At 67.3% G+C, this 15,138-nt stretch carries 18 protein-coding genes; 11 read left to right on the forward strand and 7 right to left on the reverse strand.

Annotation, left to right across the window (positions count from 1 at the left end; translation table 11 throughout):
- A partial coding sequence (locus LL964_RS18850) for a beta strand repeat-containing protein (RefSeq protein WP_228329505.1) occupies positions 1–3,071 on the reverse strand: 3,071 nt, incomplete at its 3' end.
- 314 nt (positions 3,072–3,385) lie between these two features.
- Here LL964_RS18850 and LL964_RS18855 point away from each other — a divergent pair.
- The 4 genes from LL964_RS18855 (at position 3,386) to LL964_RS18870 (ending at position 5,682) form a co-directional block, all read left to right on the forward strand.
- A complete protein-coding gene (locus tag LL964_RS18855) occupies positions 3,386–3,931 on the forward strand; it encodes a phage tail protein (protein ID WP_104588144.1) in 546 nt (181 codons plus the stop codon).
- 69 nt (positions 3,932–4,000) lie between these two features.
- Positions 4,001–4,528, forward strand: a complete 528-nt coding sequence (locus tag LL964_RS18860) for a phage tail protein (protein ID WP_104588145.1) — start codon at positions 4,001–4,003, stop codon at positions 4,526–4,528.
- A 60-nt stretch (positions 4,529–4,588) separates the two neighbouring features.
- Positions 4,589–5,125, forward strand: coding sequence for a phage tail protein (locus LL964_RS18865; RefSeq protein WP_104588146.1), 537 nt, complete (start codon positions 4,589–4,591; stop codon positions 5,123–5,125).
- An 8-nt stretch (positions 5,126–5,133) separates the two neighbouring features.
- Positions 5,134–5,682: a GNAT family N-acetyltransferase gene (locus tag LL964_RS18870; RefSeq protein ID WP_104588147.1), complete on the forward strand. Its 549-nt coding sequence runs from the start codon at positions 5,134–5,136 to the stop codon at positions 5,680–5,682.
- A gap of 21 nt (positions 5,683–5,703) precedes the next feature.
- Here the strand turns inward: LL964_RS18870 and LL964_RS18875 are convergent, their stop codons facing one another.
- Positions 5,704–5,991: a DUF6916 family protein gene (locus LL964_RS18875; protein ID WP_104588148.1), complete on the reverse strand. Its 288-nt coding sequence runs from the start codon at positions 5,989–5,991 to the stop codon at positions 5,704–5,706.
- Positions 5,992–6,368: 377 nt separating this feature from the next.
- Between LL964_RS18875 and LL964_RS18880 the strand changes: the two genes are divergently transcribed.
- Genes LL964_RS18880 through LL964_RS18905 form a run of 6 tightly spaced genes read left to right on the forward strand, consistent with a single transcriptional unit; the run spans position 6,369 to position 10,471 of the window.
- Positions 6,369–7,163 carry an ABC transporter ATP-binding protein gene (locus LL964_RS18880; protein WP_104588149.1) on the forward strand — a complete coding sequence of 265 codons (795 nt, stop codon included), beginning with the start codon at positions 6,369–6,371 and terminating at the stop codon, positions 7,161–7,163.
- A complete protein-coding gene (locus tag LL964_RS18885) occupies positions 7,163–7,912 on the forward strand; it encodes an MlaE family lipid ABC transporter permease subunit (protein ID WP_104588150.1) in 750 nt (249 codons plus the stop codon). Before LL964_RS18880 ends, LL964_RS18885 begins: the two co-directional genes overlap by 1 nt.
- Before the next feature lie 8 nt (positions 7,913–7,920).
- On the forward strand, positions 7,921–8,454 hold the full coding sequence (gene mlaD / locus LL964_RS18890) for an outer membrane lipid asymmetry maintenance protein MlaD (protein WP_064507882.1): 534 nt from the start codon (positions 7,921–7,923) through the stop codon (positions 8,452–8,454).
- Complete coding sequence (locus LL964_RS18895) at positions 8,451–9,113, forward strand: MlaC/ttg2D family ABC transporter substrate-binding protein (protein WP_104588151.1); 663 nt, start codon at positions 8,451–8,453, stop codon at positions 9,111–9,113. The genes mlaD and LL964_RS18895 overlap by 4 nt, the downstream gene beginning before the upstream one ends.
- Positions 9,103–9,396, forward strand: coding sequence for an STAS domain-containing protein (locus LL964_RS18900; RefSeq protein WP_104588152.1), 294 nt, complete (start codon positions 9,103–9,105; stop codon positions 9,394–9,396). The genes LL964_RS18895 and LL964_RS18900 overlap by 11 nt, the downstream gene beginning before the upstream one ends.
- 10 nt (positions 9,397–9,406) lie before the next feature.
- Positions 9,407–10,471: an MlaA family lipoprotein gene (locus tag LL964_RS18905; protein WP_104588153.1), complete on the forward strand. Its 1,065-nt coding sequence runs from the start codon at positions 9,407–9,409 to the stop codon at positions 10,469–10,471.
- Positions 10,472–10,610: 139 nt separating this feature from the next.
- On the opposite strand, the gene LL964_RS18910 is transcribed toward LL964_RS18905, so the two are convergent.
- The 4 genes from LL964_RS18910 to LL964_RS18925 all read right to left on the reverse strand — a co-directional run bounded on the left by LL964_RS18910 (position 10,611) and on the right by LL964_RS18925 (position 13,873).
- Positions 10,611–10,973 carry a hypothetical protein gene (locus LL964_RS18910; RefSeq protein ID WP_228329502.1) on the reverse strand — a complete coding sequence of 121 codons (363 nt, stop codon included), beginning with the start codon at positions 10,971–10,973 and terminating at the stop codon, positions 10,611–10,613.
- Between the two features lie 21 nt (positions 10,974–10,994).
- Complete coding sequence (locus tag LL964_RS18915; RefSeq protein WP_104588155.1) at positions 10,995–11,540, reverse strand: glutathione peroxidase; 546 nt, start codon at positions 11,538–11,540, stop codon at positions 10,995–10,997.
- 81 nt (positions 11,541–11,621) lie between these two features.
- Positions 11,622–11,996: a hypothetical protein gene (locus LL964_RS18920; protein WP_167395387.1), complete on the reverse strand. Its 375-nt coding sequence runs from the start codon at positions 11,994–11,996 to the stop codon at positions 11,622–11,624.
- A gap of 341 nt (positions 11,997–12,337) precedes the next feature.
- Entirely contained in the window at positions 12,338–13,873 is a 1,536-nt protein-coding gene (locus LL964_RS18925) for a DNA recombination protein RmuC (protein WP_208621472.1), read from the reverse strand.
- Between the two features lie 285 nt (positions 13,874–14,158).
- Here LL964_RS18925 and LL964_RS18930 point away from each other — a divergent pair, with 285 nt between their 5' ends.
- Entirely contained in the window at positions 14,159–14,389 is a 231-nt protein-coding gene (locus LL964_RS18930) for a hypothetical protein (protein ID WP_104588157.1), read from the forward strand.
- Positions 14,390–14,644: 255 nt separating this feature from the next.
- Here the strand turns inward: LL964_RS18930 and LL964_RS18935 are convergent, their stop codons facing one another.
- Positions 14,645–14,851, reverse strand: a complete 207-nt coding sequence (locus tag LL964_RS18935) for a hypothetical protein (protein ID WP_104588240.1) — start codon at positions 14,849–14,851, stop codon at positions 14,645–14,647.
- Between the last annotated feature and the right edge of the window lie 287 nt (positions 14,852–15,138).

Below are 15,138 nucleotides of genomic sequence, written 5' to 3' on the forward strand. Positions count from 1 at the left end.
GCGGCCGTGTAGGCCTGCCCGGCGGTGCCGGCCGGCAGGGTGGAGGCCGGCAGCACCAGGTTCGGCCCGGCCACCGTCAGCGCATAGGCCTGCGCCCCGGTGAAGCCGTTCGCGTCGGTGGCTTCCACGGTGAAGTTGAAGGTGCCTTCCACCGTTGCCGTGCCGGACAAGCTGCCGGTGCCGGCCAGGGTCAGGCCGGCCGGCAGCACGCCGCCGCTGAGCGCATAGGTGTACGGCGCCGTGCCGCCGCTGGCGCTCAGTGCCTGGCTGTAGGCGGTGCCGCGCGTGGCGCCGGGCACGGTGGTCGGCGCGATCACGACCTGCGGGGCGGCGATGCTCAGCGAATAGCTGCGCGATGCCTGCGCGGCCGGGCTGGGCGTGCTGTCGGACACGGTGAGCGTGAAGTTGAAGGTCCCCGCCACCGTCGGCGTGCCGCTCAGCCCGCCGCTGGCCGGATCCAGCGTGACGCCCGCAGGCAGCGCGCCCGCGCTCAGCGCATAGCTGTACGGCGCCGTGCCGCCGCTGGCCGGCGTGATCGCGGCCGTGTAGGCCTGCCCGGCGGTGCCGGCCGGCAGGGTGGAGGCCGGCAGCACCAGGTTCGGCCCGGCCACCGTCAGCGCATAGGCCTGGGTCCCGGTGAAGCCGTTCGCGTCGGTGGCTTCCACGGTGAAGTTGAAGGTGCCTTCCACCGTTGCCGTGCCGGACAAGTTGCCGGTGCTGGCCAGGGTCAGGCCAGCCGGCAGCACGCCGCCGCTGAGCGCATAGGTGTACGGCGCCGTGCCGCCGCTGGCGCTCAGTGCCTGGCTGTAGGCGGTGCCGCGCGTGGCGCCGGGCACGGTGGTCGGCGCGATCACGACCTGCGGGGCGGCGATGCTCAGCGAATAGCTGCGCGTGGCCTGCGACGGTGTGCCGCCGGTGCTGTCGGTCGCGGTGACGCTGAAATTGAAGGTGCCCACAATGGTCGGCGTGCCGTTCAGCGCACCCGTGCTGGCCGAGAACGTCATCCCTGCCGGCAGCGCGCCGGCGGTGATCGCGTAGGTGTAGGGCGCAATGCCGCCGGTGGCCGGATTGATCGCGCTGGCATAGGCCTGGCCTGCGGTGCCGGCCGGCAGGGCGGTCGCCGGCAGGGTCACGGTCGGCCCGGCCACCGTCAAGGTGTAGGCACGGCTGCCGGAGGTCGGCGTGCCACTGTCGGTCGCGGTCACGGTGAAGTTGAAGGCGCCACTGGCGGTCGGCGTCCCCGACAGCACGCCGGTGCTGCTCAGGGTCAGCCCTGCCGGCAACGCACCAGCGGTGATCGCGAAGCTGTACGGGGCGGTGCCGCCACTGGCGAGCAGGTTCTGGCTATACGCCGTGCCAGCGGTGGCTGCCGGCAGCGAGGCGGGCGCGACCGTGACCATCGCGTCGTCGTTGAGGATGGTCGCCGTGCCGGTGGCACGGGCGATGGTTGCGCCGCTGGCACCGGACAACCCCAGCGAGAAGGTCTCGTCCGGTTCCACCGTGGTGTCGCCGTTGACGGTGACCGTGACGTTTTGCGCGGTGACTCCGGGAGCGAAAGTCAGCGTACCGGAACCGGCGACGTAGTCGCTGCCGGCGCTGGCGCTGCCGTCGGCAGTGGCGTAGTTGACCGTGACCGTCTGGCCGCTGGCGGCGCTGAGGCTGACCGCGAAGGTCGCCGTGGTGGTTCCGCTATTGCCTTCGGCCACGCTGATGTCGCCGACCGACAGCGCCGGCACCGCATCGTCGTTGACGATGGTGCCCAGGCCCTGCGCATCGGCCACGTTGGCGCCGCTGACATTGCTGACATTGACGAAATAGGTTTCGTCCGGCTCGTTGAGCGTGTCGCCGTTGATCAGCACGGTGAAGGTCGCGCTGCTGCTGCCAGGGGAGATGAGCAACCCGCTCTGGCTGGAGGCCACGTAATCCACCCCCGCGCTGGCGGTGCCGTTGGCAGTGGCGATATCGAAGCTAACCCCACCGGCCGGCGCCGGGCTGCTCAGCGAAACGGTGAAGGTCGCGTTGGTGGTGCCGGCGTTGCCCTCGTTCACCGACACATCGTCGATGCTCAACGCAGGCAGGTCGTCGTTGAGGATGGTGCCGATGGCGCTGGCCGGCGAGCCGATGCTGTAGCCGCTGCCTGCGGCGAGCGTCAGCACCACGGTTTCGTCGGGCTCGGCCGTGCTGTCGGCGGTTGGATTGATCGTGATCGTGCCGCTGGTCTGCCCGGCCGGAATCACCAGCGGCGAGCTGACCGCCGCGTAGTCGGTGCCCGAGGTCGCGGTGCCGCCCACGCTGAAACCGATCGACACGGGCGATACGGGTGCCTGGCTCAGGTTGACGGTATAGACCAGATTGGTGGCGCCATCTTCGCTGACGCTGGCCGGAGACACGCCTATGCTGGCGACCGGGAAATCGTCGTTGACGATGGTGGCGGTGGCATTGCCGGGGTTGCCCGGTGAATAACCGGTACCGGAAGCGACGGTGAAGGTCACCGTTTCGTCCGGCTCCACCGTGGTATCGGCGACCGGCGTGACGCTGAAGCTGGCGGAGGTGGCGTTGGCCGGCACCACGATGCTGCTCATCGCACCGGTGTAGTCGGTGCCGCTGGTAGCGGTGCCGCTGCGGGTCAGGTTCACCGTGGTGGCCGAGCTGTTGGTCTGGCTCAGCGTCACCGTGTAGACGAACGACGCGCCGCTGTCCTCGTTGCGGCTGGCCGGGGTGACCGCGATGCTGGCGGTGCGCGAGGGATTGATGGTGATGTTGAAGGTGACGAGGTTTTCATCCTCATCGTTCAACTGGAACGTGTCCGATGTGGCGGAGTTCCCGTTGTGCGTATAGGTCACCGTCTGCCCGCTTGGTGACTGCGGATTGACGACCCGGGTGCCGTTGGCGGGTTCGATCGTGCCATTGCCTTCGCCCATGCCGATGTCGGCAGGTCCATCGCAGTTGCTGACATCGAACGTGTGCGACCCGCCTTGATTGATGGTTGCCGTGAGGGGACTCGGGCAATAGACCGAGGTCCCCTGCTGAGCCATGGCTTGGCCGGACAGCAGGACCGCCCATGCGAACATCACCAGCGTCAACACCCACCGCAGCGATGCAGCGCCGTGCGTTCTACGCGTCCAGGACTTTTTCACGTTCAACCCCTTGAGAGCGCCACCCCGGCGCTGGCACGTTCCTCGTGCCTGAAGGCAATGCCGCCATGGAGAACACCCCTGGCATCGCGAGCGCATTGAAACAGGAACTGACTGCAAGTTAAAGAACAAAAAATTAATACTTCATTCCAGTTCTGATGCAGCGCGGCTTGCCGCATGCAGGCTGGGCAGGTATGTGTACGAATGTCCCCGACACACGGTCGGTGGGTTACCTACGCAGGGAGATCTGGATGAGCGAGTTCTTCATTGGTCAGGTCATGCTGACCGGTTTCGCCTTCGCCCCGAAGTATTTCGCGCAGTGCAACGGACAGCTGCTTCCGATCAATCAGAACCAGGCATTGTTCAGTCTGCTCAGCACCCGCTATGGGGGGGACGGCAGGACCAACTTTGCCCTGCCGGACCTGCGTGGGCGCACGCCGATGGGCTACGGGCCCTCGGCCGACCCGGCATGGCAGCCGCCGGCAATGCCCATCGGTCAAGCCGCCGGCGCTGAGACGGTGACGTTGGTAACCGATAACCTGCCCCCGCATACCCATCTGATGGAGTGCAGCAGCGCCAACGGCGACAACCGTCTGCCCACCGGCCGCCTGTTCGCCAACAACGTTGCCACCACCGGAACCGCGCACGCGCTGTATGCCGCGCCCGGCGCGGTGGTGCCGCTGGCGCAGTCCACCGTCGCCGACAGCGGTGGCAGCCAGGCGCATCCGAACCTGCAGCCGTACACCGCGATCAATTTCTGCATCGCGCTGTCCGGCATCTTCCCCTCGCGCAGCTAGGCGCATCCGCATCCAGGCGTGCAACGCGCAGCGATGCGCGATGGCGCCTCATCGACCAGGAAGAATCTCATGGGCACTCCCTTCATCGGCGAAATCCGCATGTTCGGCTTCGGCCGCACGCCCGACGGCTGGCAGGCCTGCGACGGCACGCTGCTGCAGATCGCCGAGTACGAGCCGCTGTACGTGTTGTTGGGCACCGCCTACGGCGGCAACGGCACCAGCACCTTCGCGGTGCCGGATCTGCGCGGCCGCCTGCCGGTCCACCAAGGACAGGGACCAGGACTCAGCAACTATGTGCTCGCCCAGCGTGCCGGCACCGAAACGGTGACGTTGACCGAGCTGCAGATGCCGGCGCACACACATACCGCACAGGCCACGACCGCGCCGGCCACAGCCGCCGCGCCCACCGGCCTGCTGCCGGCCGCCGTCAACGGCGGCTTGTTCTACACAAGCGATCTCACCGGCGCCAGTACCTTGGCGATGTCCGCGCAGAGCACATCCTTCGCCGGTGGCAGCCAACCGCATGACAATCTCATGCCGACACTGACGGTGCAGTACTGCATCGCCACCACCGGCATTTTCCCGCAACAGGCATGATCTTCTGCGCCGCGCCGACTTGGCGACGGCATGCATCCGCTCCAGCGAAGGAACCCGCTCATGACCGAACCCTATATCGGCGAAATCCAGCTGTTCGGCTTCGACTACAACCCGTATGGCTGGGCACTGTGCAATGGCGCCGTCCTGCCGATCACGCAGAACACCACGCTGTATTCGCTGCTCGGCATCGCCTACGGTGGCAATGGCTCCAGCACGTTCCAGTTACCGAACTTCACCGCGCGCGCCGGCTGCCAGCAGGGTCCGGGCCCAGGTCTGACCCAGCATGCGCTGGGCAGCAACTTCGGCTCCGCCGATGTCAGCCTGTTGAGCACGCAAATCCCGATGCACCAGCACACGATCAACGCCGCCTCGCAATCCGATGCGACGAAGAGAACGGGGACGCCTGCAAGCGGTGTCGCCTTGTCGACATTGAGCGTGAACACCGAACGTCCGTTCCTGGCGGTCGCGCCCAGCAGTCAGTTTTCGCCAACCATGCTGCAGCCCACCGGCACCGGCCTGGCGCACGAGAACCGGCAACCCTACCTGGCGATGAATTTCTGCATCGCGCTGCAGGGCAACTACCCGGTGTTCAACTAGCAATGCCAATGCCCGGGCGCGTGACGCAGGCCAGAACTCAGTCGCCGCTCTGTGCAAACGCACCGGCCGCAGCGGATCTCAAGCTGCGGCCGGAGCAGGCCGACGATCTGGCCTGGTTACAGGATCTGTACGCCAGCACCCGCAGCGACGAGCTGGCACCGGTGCCGTGGCCAGAGGCGACCAAGCGCGCCTTCCTGCAGCAGCAGTTCGCCCTGCAGCACGCGCATTACCGGCAGCACTTTGCCGGTGCCGATTTTTCGATCGTGCAGATGGGGGACCTGCGCATCGGCCGCCTGTACCTGCACCGCCCTGCCACGCATCACACGCTGGTGGATATCAGCCTGCTGCCGCAGTGGCGTGGCCAGGGCATCGGCTCGCAACTGATCGGCCATGCGCAGGCGATGGCGCGCGATGCCGGATGCGTGCTGTCGTTGCACGTGCTGCACGCCAACCCGGCCGCGCAGCGCCTGTATGCCCGCCATGGTTTCGTCGCCGGGCCCAGCAACCAGACCCATCTGCAGATGCACTGGCATCCGCACGATCACCGGCTGGATTGAACATGTTCGGTCGACGGCACTTCAGTTGAAGACGGCCTGATACAGAAACCCGTCGCGCTCACGCGCCACCGGGACCAGGAAGATGCCGATCTCGCCCAGCCGCGCGTGACGCATCTGGTAGGTCTGCTGCGGGAACAGGAAGGCCGACCCGTTGCGGAACAGCAACGAGAACGGCGCACGCTGCGAAGTGCGCGTGGCCTGCAAGGGCCGCGCCTCCACCAGCACGAACGGCACCTCGCCGTCGTTCAATGCAGCGGCAAAGGTCTCGTTGACGCTGCCGGCGAAATGTTCAAGCGTCAACAACTCCATGGAGCACTCCTGCAGCGACGAGGTAGCGTGAATCCTCGCGTCTTGTCGCTGGTCCGACAAGATGTCGGCACCGGCAACGCGACGCATTCGACAGATCGGCACGGACCAGCGAGCGACACGCGACAGCTCACGCGCACCGACATCCATGCGCGCCACCGACCCAAGGCGCCGCACGGACACGCGATGCTCCCTACTGCAGCGTACGTTGCGCGCGTGGCCGGGGTTTGCTGCGTTGCAGGACACGCTGTTACGCAGATCGCGTCATCGATGCCCACATCGTGGGTGCGGCGAATGCGACAATACTGCACGCGGCGGTTCGGTTATGTTCAGCCGTGTGACCGCTACTCTATCGCGTTGGAATTCTGTTAAAGGCCTCGATGACGGCGTCCGCCTCCCCTGTCGTGCAATTGTCCGATGTCCGTATCGATCGCGGCGGGCGTGCGATCCTGCGCGACGTTTCGCTGCAGGTGCCGCGCGGCAGCATCACCGCCGTCCTCGGGCCATCGGGCAGCGGCAAGTCCACACTGCTGGCCGCGTTGACCGGCGAACTACGCCCGGTGGCGGGTACCGTCACCTTGTTCGGCGATGCCATCCCACACGGGAGTCGCGCGCTGCTGGAGATGCGCCGCAATGTCGGCGTGCTGTTGCAGGGCAATGGCTTGCTGACCGACCTCAGCGTGGCCGAGAACGTCGCCCTGCCCCTGCGCACCCACACCCGCCTGCCACGTCCGGTGATTGACCGCCTGGTGCAGATGAAGCTGCATGCAGTGGGTTTGCTGGCCGCAGCCGATGCATGGCCGCGCGAACTGTCCGGCGGCATGGCCCGACGCGTGGCGCTGGCGCGTGCGCTGGCGCTGGATCCACCGCTGATGATCTACGACGAGCCGCTGACCGGGCTGGACCCGATCGCCTCGGGCGTGATCATGAGCCTGATCCAACGCCTCAACGACAGCCTGGGCCTGACCAGCATCATCGTCAGCCACCATGTGCACGAGACGCTGCCGATCTGCGATCAGGCGGTGGTGATCGCCAACGGCGGGATCGTGTTCGCCGGCACGCCGGCGCAGCTGCAGGACAGTGGCGACCCGCTGGTGCGGCAATTCCTGCACGGACAGCCGGACGGCCCGATCGCCTTCGACGCCGCGCCGCGGCGCGCACGGAGCGCTGCCTGATGGCCTTCGTCGAATCGATCCGCAGCCTCGGCCGCGCCGGCCTGTTCTCGCTGACGGTGTTGCGCGGCTCGCTGCCCAGCGGCGACTTCCTGGGCGAACTGGTGCGCGAGATCTACAAGGTCGGCGCGCGCTCGCTGCCGATCATCGCGGTGGGTGGCGCCTTCGTCGGCCTGGTGCTGACCCTGCAGGGCTACCGCACGCTCACCACCTATGGTGCCTCCGACGCGTTGTCCACCCTGCTGGGGCTGTCGCTGTATCGCGAACTGGCGCCGGTGCTGACCGCCTTGTTGTTCATCGGCCGCGCCGGCAGCTCGATTGCCGCCGAGCTCGGCCTGATGCGCGCCACCGACCAGATCAAGGCGCTGGAGCTGATGGCCATCGACCCGGTGGCCAAGGCGGTGGCGCCGCGCTTCTGGGCGGCGGTGCTGACGGTGCCGCTGCTGACCGGGGTGTTCTGTTCGCTGGCCATCACCGGCGGCTATTTCGAAGCCGTGCACGTGCTGGGCATCGACAACGGCACGTTCTGGTCGGGGCTGAGCAACAGCGTCGATTTCTGGGACGACTTCGGCGTGGCGATGCTCAAGTCGGCAATCTTCGGGGGCACCGCCGCGCTGGTGGCCGCCTATGTGGGGTTCCATGCCGAGCCGACCATCGAGGGCACCTCGATCGCCACCACCCGCGCGGTGGTGAATGCCTCGCTGCTGGTGCTGATGTTCAACTTCGTCCTTTCTGCAATGTTGTTTAGGTGAGATAGCCCATGGCCATGCGTGGACCACGACTCGAATTCGCTGTCGGCGCCTTTTTGCTGCTGACCCTGGCCTCGCTGCTGGTGCTGGCGGTGGCCTCGACCAACCAGCGCTGGGGCTTCGGCTCCAGCCAGTACACCCTGATCGCGCGCTTCAGCCAGATCGGCCAGCTGCGCGCGCAGGCGCCGGTGAAGATCGGTGGCGTGACCATCGGCAAGGTGTCCGACATCAGCCTGGATCCGACCAAGTTCGATTCGGTGGTGACCCTGTCGCTGGACACCAAGTACAAGGACCTGCCTGCCGACACCTCGGCCGGGATCTTCACCAGCGGCCTGCTGGGCGAGAGTTATATCGGATTGCAGCCGGGCGGCGATCCGGAAACGCTCAAGCCGGGCGAAGAAATCGGCTTCACCCAGCCGGCGGTGGATCTGCTGCAGCTGGTCGGCAAGTACATGTTCAGTGGCGGCGGTGATAAATCCGCTGCAGACGGCCAGGCCGCCCCGCCTGCCCAGCCCGCTTCTCCCTCTACGGAACCGCACCAATGAAGACCACCCTGCTCTCCGCCGTCCTGGCCTCGACCCTGCTGGTGTGCGCACCGGCCACCGTGCTGGCGCAGCCGGCCGCCGCCAGCGCACCTGCGCAAGGCGCGGCCACCAAGACCGTCATCGACAGCAGCACCCGCATCCTGGGCACGCTGGAACAGCGCCGCGCCGAATTCCGCAGCAACCCGGCGGCGCTGCGCCAGTACATCGACGGCGAACTGAACAAGGCCTTCGACCGCGATTACGCCGCGCGTCTGGTGCTGGGCGTGCATGGCCGCGGCGCTTCCGATGCCGACATCAAGCTGTTCGCCGACGCGATGGCCGACAACCTGATGCAGCGTTATGGCACCGCCCTGCTCAATTTCGAAGGCAAGCCGACCTTCCGCGCCAAGTCCGAGAGCGCGCTGCCGGGCAACCGTGGCGTCAAGGTGTCCACCGACCTGCTGCGTGCCGGCAACGACCCGACCCCGGTCGACTACCTGATGCGCAATGTCGGCGGCCAGTGGAAGATCTTCGACGTGATGATCGAAGGCATCTCCTACGTGCAGACCTTCAAGGGCCAGTTCGATGGCCCGCTGCGCGAGAAGGGCATCGCCAAGGTCGCCGCAGACCTGCGCAGCGGCAGCCTGCAGGTCGGTGCGGCACCGGCCAATGGCAAGTAACGGCGCCATACAACGCAGCGGCGACGCGCTGGTGCTCACCGGCGTGCTCGACCGCGCAGCGGTGACGGCGATATGGCCGCAGGCGCTGGCGCAGCTGGACGGCATTCGCACGCTGGACCTGTCGGGTGTACAACGCCTGGACAGCGCCGGCGTGGCGATGCTGGCCGAACTGGCTGCGCGTGCGCGCGGCACCGACGCGGTGGCGGTGGTGGGCGGGACGTCCGCACTGGACGACCTGCGCGCCGCCTATCGCCTGTCTCCCACTCTCGATTTCCAGGCCTGAGCGCCACCCCATGACCCAGTTCCGTTCCGTTCCCTTACTGGCCTGCCTGCTGCTGGGCGCCTGCGCCAGCCACGCGCCGAAGTCCACGCCCCCGGCGGCCGATGCCGCGCCTGCCGCGAGCAGCCAGGCGCCTGCCCGCGACGATGCCGGCGTGATCGCGCAACCGGCCGCCGCCGGCTTCGCTGCGCCCGACACCTTGCCGGCCACGGTCAGCGCCTCCCCTGCCGACCAGCAGGCCGGCACCGATGCCGGTGCGACATCGACGACCACGGGCGCGCCTACCGCTGCCGAAGACGACTTTGCCGCGCTGTACGGCACGAGCACCGCACAGGCCGGAACCAGCGGCGCGACCGCGCAACCGGGTGCGGCACCGGCCTACGACCCATGGGAGCGCTACAACCGCGGCATGCACCGCTTCAACATGGCGGTGGACCGTGGCGTGGCGCGTCCGCTGGCGACCGCCTACACCAAGGTGGTACCCGGTCCGGCACGCCTGGGCGTGACCAATTTCTTCGACAACCTCGGCACGCCGCTGACCATGATCAACCAGCTGCTGCAGGGCCACCCGGTCTATGCGGTGCAGTCGCTGGGACGCTTCGTGATGAACACCACCCTGGGTGTGGGTGGCCTGTTCGATCCGGCCACGGCCGCCGGCATTCCGCGTCGTAGCGAGGACTTCGGTCAGACCCTGGGCGCCTGGGGCTGGCGCAATTCACGCTACTTCGAACTGCCGCTGTTCGGGCCGCGTACCGTGCGCGACACCCTGGGCCTGGGCGGCGATATCCCGCTGTCGTGGATCCGTCATCTCGACGACAGCGGCGCACGCTTCGCCCTGCAGGGCCTGCAGCTGGTGGATACCCGCTCGCAGCTGATGTCGCTGGACTCGCTGCGCGACCAGGCGCCGGACGAATACGCACTGACCCGCGACGCGTGGATGCAGCGGCGCAACTACCAGATCACCCGCGATCTGCGCAGCCATCGCGAACAGAACAACGAGCTGCCGGAATACCTGCGCGACGACAAGGACAATACCGTGCCGGGTAACGCGATGCCGATCCCGAGCTGGGTGCGTTAAGCGGTCGGGTTTGCGTGTCTGACTGAAGATAGGAAGAGAAAGCCCGGGATCGCTCCCGGGCTTTTTTGTTGCTGCTCTCTTACGAGCCTACTGGCCCGTGGTAGCGGCCAGTGCGGCTGAACTAGCGTCCTGCCGGCAATTACGCGGCGGCGTACGCCGCCAGAATCGCCTGCTGTAGCTGCGGCTGCAGCTTTGCATAGTCGTCAGCACGGTCCTGGAACTTGTCCGCGAGTGCGGTGGACAGATCAAATCCGTCCGCCACCGCGGCGATCACCAATAGCGTGCAGATCGCAAACTCACGCGCATGGCCCGGCACAAGGGTGTGGGCGCCCAACTCGACGACCTCATATGGGTACCACTCCTCGCCCTGCTCGAACCTGCCACCGCGCGCGATCACGGATGCAAGCGCCTGTGAGTGCCGCTCTGCATCATGGCCGTAATCGCGCTGCGCAACGAAGCGCACTTCGCCAGGCGTCAGCGACTGCAGCAGTGACGCCAACATTGGCACTGACTCCGCCACTGACTACACAGCCAGCGCCGCATCCACTGCGCTACGCAGGCGTGCATCGTCGGCAGGGACGTCCGGGGCGAAGCGCGCGATGACCTGGCCGTCGCGGCCGATCAGGAACTTTTCGAAGTTCCACAACACGCCGGGCGCGGGGTTGGGTGCGATGCCGTAGCCGGCGAGCTTGTCGCGCATCGGGCCGTCGCCGGTGGCCTGCGGGCGGGCGCTGGTCAGCGCTTGATACAGCGGATGCGTGTCGGCGCCGGTGACGGCGATCTTGGAGAACATCGGGAAGGTGACGTCATAGGTCAGCTGGCAGAACTGCGCGATCTCCGCGTCGCTGCCGGGCTCCTGGCCGTTGAAGTCGTTGGCCGGAAACGCCAGCACTTCCAGGCCCTGCGCCTGTTTATCGCGATACAGCGCTTCCAGACCTTCGTATTGCGGGGTCAGGCCGCACTTGGAAGCGACGTTGACCACCAGCAGCACCTTGCCGCGGTAGTCGGCCAGGGTGGCGCGGGCGCCATCGATGCGGGTCACGGGAATGTCATGGATGCTCTGGCTCATCGGTGCGCCCTGACTGGACATGGCGCCAGAGCATAAACCGCCCTGCGCGCCGGAGCGATGCAGCACGCGCCTGCCAGCCGATCAATCGATGCACAACGCCGCCTGACCCTTGCCGCCGACCACTTCCTGACGGCAGCCGAAGCGATCGCTATCGCGCTGACAGGTGCCGGTGGTGGCCGCGCCGGCAGGCACGATGCTGGTGGCCAGGCAGTCGCCGCCGCACTCGGCATTGTCGTTGCAGGTCTTGCCGGCATCGGCATAAGGCACGACGCAACGCGTCAGCTGCATGCGCCCCACCGGGCGCAGCTGGCCACCCTTGGCAGCGCAGGCAGCGGCGTCTGTCGATGTCGATGGTGCAGATGTAACCCCCGCCTGTGCCGGCTGGGTGGTTGGCGTATTGCTGCAGGCGGCCAGCAGCAGTGCAGACGATAGTGCGTACATCCAGCGGTTCGACATGCGGAACTTCTCCTGACCAAGGGTGCGATAAGCATCGCGGCCGCTGCGTCAGCATGGCGTCCTCGGCCGGGAGCGCTTGTCATCCAGCGGGCAGGAGCGAGATGCCTTCTACTGCTTAACACCGCCGCTGCGCGCAAAAAGCGGTGCGGATACGTAGGAGGCGCAGCTGGGCGATGAGGCTTTCCCGGGAAGGCCCGTCGCGCCCGGCTGTGTTCCGGCAGCGGTGTCGAGACACACTGCGTCGGGCACCCGCTGACGTGCCCCGGGTTCGACGTCGTGGAGGCTGTCGAAGCCGAACCAGCGTTTTGCGAGTGCACCGTTGCGCTCCTCACTCCTGCACCTTACTCCTGCTCGTCACCGGCCGGGTCGTCACTGCTGCCGGGGTCGTCGGGGCCGGCGTCATCGAGCAGGGCTTGCGACTGCTCGGTGGACAGGGTTTCCACGCCGCGCAGACGGCGTTCGATGGTGCGGGTCTTGCGGCTGGCTTCGCCCAGGCTGCGGCCCACGGTGCTGATCTGCTTTTCCGCCTTCTCCAGGATGCCGGCGAACTTGCCGAACTCGCTCTTGACCGCGCCCAGCAGCCCCCATACCTCGCTGGAACGCTTTTCGATCGCCAGCGTGCGAAATCCCATCTGCAAGCTGTTGAGCAGGGCCGTGACCGTGGTGGGCCCGGCGATCACCACCCGGTGTTCGCGCTGCAACACATCGACCAGGCCGGGCCGGCGGATAGTTTCGGCATACAGCCCTTCGGTGGGCAGGAACATCACTGCGAAGTCGGTGGTATGCGGCGGGCAGATGTACTTGTCGCCGATCGACCTGGCCTGGATACGAATGGCGCGTTCGAGCTGATTGCCGAGCAGGCGGATCTGTTCGCCGTCGCCGGTTTCCTGCGCGTCCAGCAAGCGCTCGTAATCTTCGCGCGGGAACTTGGAATCGATCGGCAGCCACACCGGCGTGTCCGCATGATCGCGCCCAGGCAGGCGCACCGCGAAATCCACCGCTTCATTGGTGTCCGGGCGTACCCGCACGCTGCGTGCATATTGTTCGGCAGTGAGCGTCTGCTCGAGGATGTTGTCCAGCTGGACTTCGCCCCAGCCGCCGCGATTCTTGACGTTGGTCAGCACGCGTTTGAGGTCGCCCACCCCGGTGGCCAGCTGCTGCATTTCGCCCAGGCCGCGCTGCACCTGCTCCAACCGTTCGGAGACCAGTTTGAACGATGCATCCAGCCTCGTATTGAGGGTGGTCTGCAGTTTTTCGTCGACGGTGGCGCGCATCAGCTCCAGCTTGCTGGCGTTGTCGCTCTGCAGATTGGTCAGCTGCTGCTCCAGGGTGGCGCGCAGCTCGCCCAGGCGCAGCTCGTTGCGCTGGGTGAGGTCGTTCAAACGCTGGCCCAGCGCTTCAGTGAAGCGTTGTTGCGATTCACCGGCCTCCTGGCGGCCCTTGCGCGAATCCTCGGCCAGCGCCTCGCGCAGCGCGGCCATGTGCGTGTCGGTGCGTGCGATCAAGTCGGTCAACTGCTGGCCGAACACACGGATGCGGGTTTCCTGCTGCTGGCCGAATCCGTCCAGCTGGGCTCGCAGTTCGGTCAGGCGCGCGGTCAGCAGCTCGCCGGTGCGCTGCTGCGCCAACCCGCCCTCTTCACGGGCCTTGCGTGCGTCTTCGCCCAATGCCTCACGCAGCAGGTCCAGACGTTGGTCGGTGCGGGTGGACAGCTCGGTGAGGTTGCGCGCAAAGGTTTCCAGGCGCGCGTCCTGCTGCCTGGCCAGGCCTTCGAGTTGCTCGCGCAGTTCGCCGCGGCCCTCGCGCTGCTCGGCACGCAGCGCCTGCTCCAGCCCGCCAGTGGAAGAACGCCGCAGCAGCAGGGCCAGCTGCAGCACGAAGACTGCGCACAGCAGCCCGAGCAGGATCAGGGATTCGGATGACATGCGTGCAGTGTAACGGCGCCGGTCGCAGACGCTGCGTCGGTACGGTCCGCAACGCGCTGTGGGCGATTGCCACACCGCATCCAAGACGCGATGGACGGCAGCCCGCCCGTCTCCACGTGATGGACGACGAGGCAGCTGCGACGACTCGCACTGCCGAACGCAATGGCGCCTGCGTTGAAGTCCCCGTCACCACGGCCGTTCTAGCCTGCCCGCATGACACCGCACGGCCCGCTCGTCATGCAGCGCTATGGCAATCGCCATGGCCAGTCCGGGGTGGTGGCGTACGCGCTGGCCGATGGCGCCATTGCCGTGCGCTTTCGCAGCGGCCAGACCTATGTGTACACCGTGGACAGCGCTGGCGCGGACGCGGTGGCGAGGATGCAGTGCCTGGCGCGTTCCGGGCGCGGGTTGAGCACCTACATCAGCCAGCACCTGCGCGAGGCGAGAGCCGGCAGGGTCGATCCGTAGCCAGCCATCTGCGACGCGGTGGTGGAGCTGGGTGCGTGCGGCCACCGGCATGACCGAACCTGGCGCCTGGCATCCGCACGGTTGCCACCGCACCGACCGGTGCGGCCGCGCGGCCGCACCACAAGACGGCCTGCCCCATCGACGGAAGATGCCATCGGGCACCGGCATCGCGCGGCCGACGCTACGAATGCGTGCTGCAGCCCTTCCCGGGTGACCGAGCGCCCTGCCGGGTGCCGAGGTTGCCGCGCTGCCGCGTCAGTTGCCGTCGCCGGTGATGCCGGTCAGCAGCGAAAGCGCCGGGCCGGAGGCGTTGCCATCGGCGGCGCGGAGGCTGCGTCTGCGCCGCGGTGCGTCATGGCGCGGCCCGAAACGGACCATCACGGTGGCCAGCAGCGCCGGCAGCACGATTGCGAAGACCACGATGGCCAGAAGCGCCCACTGCCAGAAATTGAAGATTCCCATGATCGTGTGCACCCCCACGGCGAGCTCCGCCGGCGCGGCAAGCTTCGCGGATCGGCCGCGAACGCCGTGTCGACAAAGTCTCCCACCCCCATGCCGTTGGTCGGATGCAGGGTGGGCGATGGGCACCTGCCGCTGGAAGCCGCATGCCGCGGTTGCAGATGATGGTTGCCGTCGGGTTGACCCATCGCACCGGTGCGCCTGCCGTCCTCGGCCGCCGAGCTGGCGCCCGGGCCGGCGACAGCTTGGGTGAGGAGTGCTGCACCCAGCCTCCGGACTGCCGAAGGCGC

The sequence above is a fragment of the Xanthomonas melonis genome, assembly GCF_020783655.1.
Classification (GTDB): Bacteria; Pseudomonadota; Gammaproteobacteria; order Xanthomonadales; family Xanthomonadaceae; genus Xanthomonas; species Xanthomonas melonis.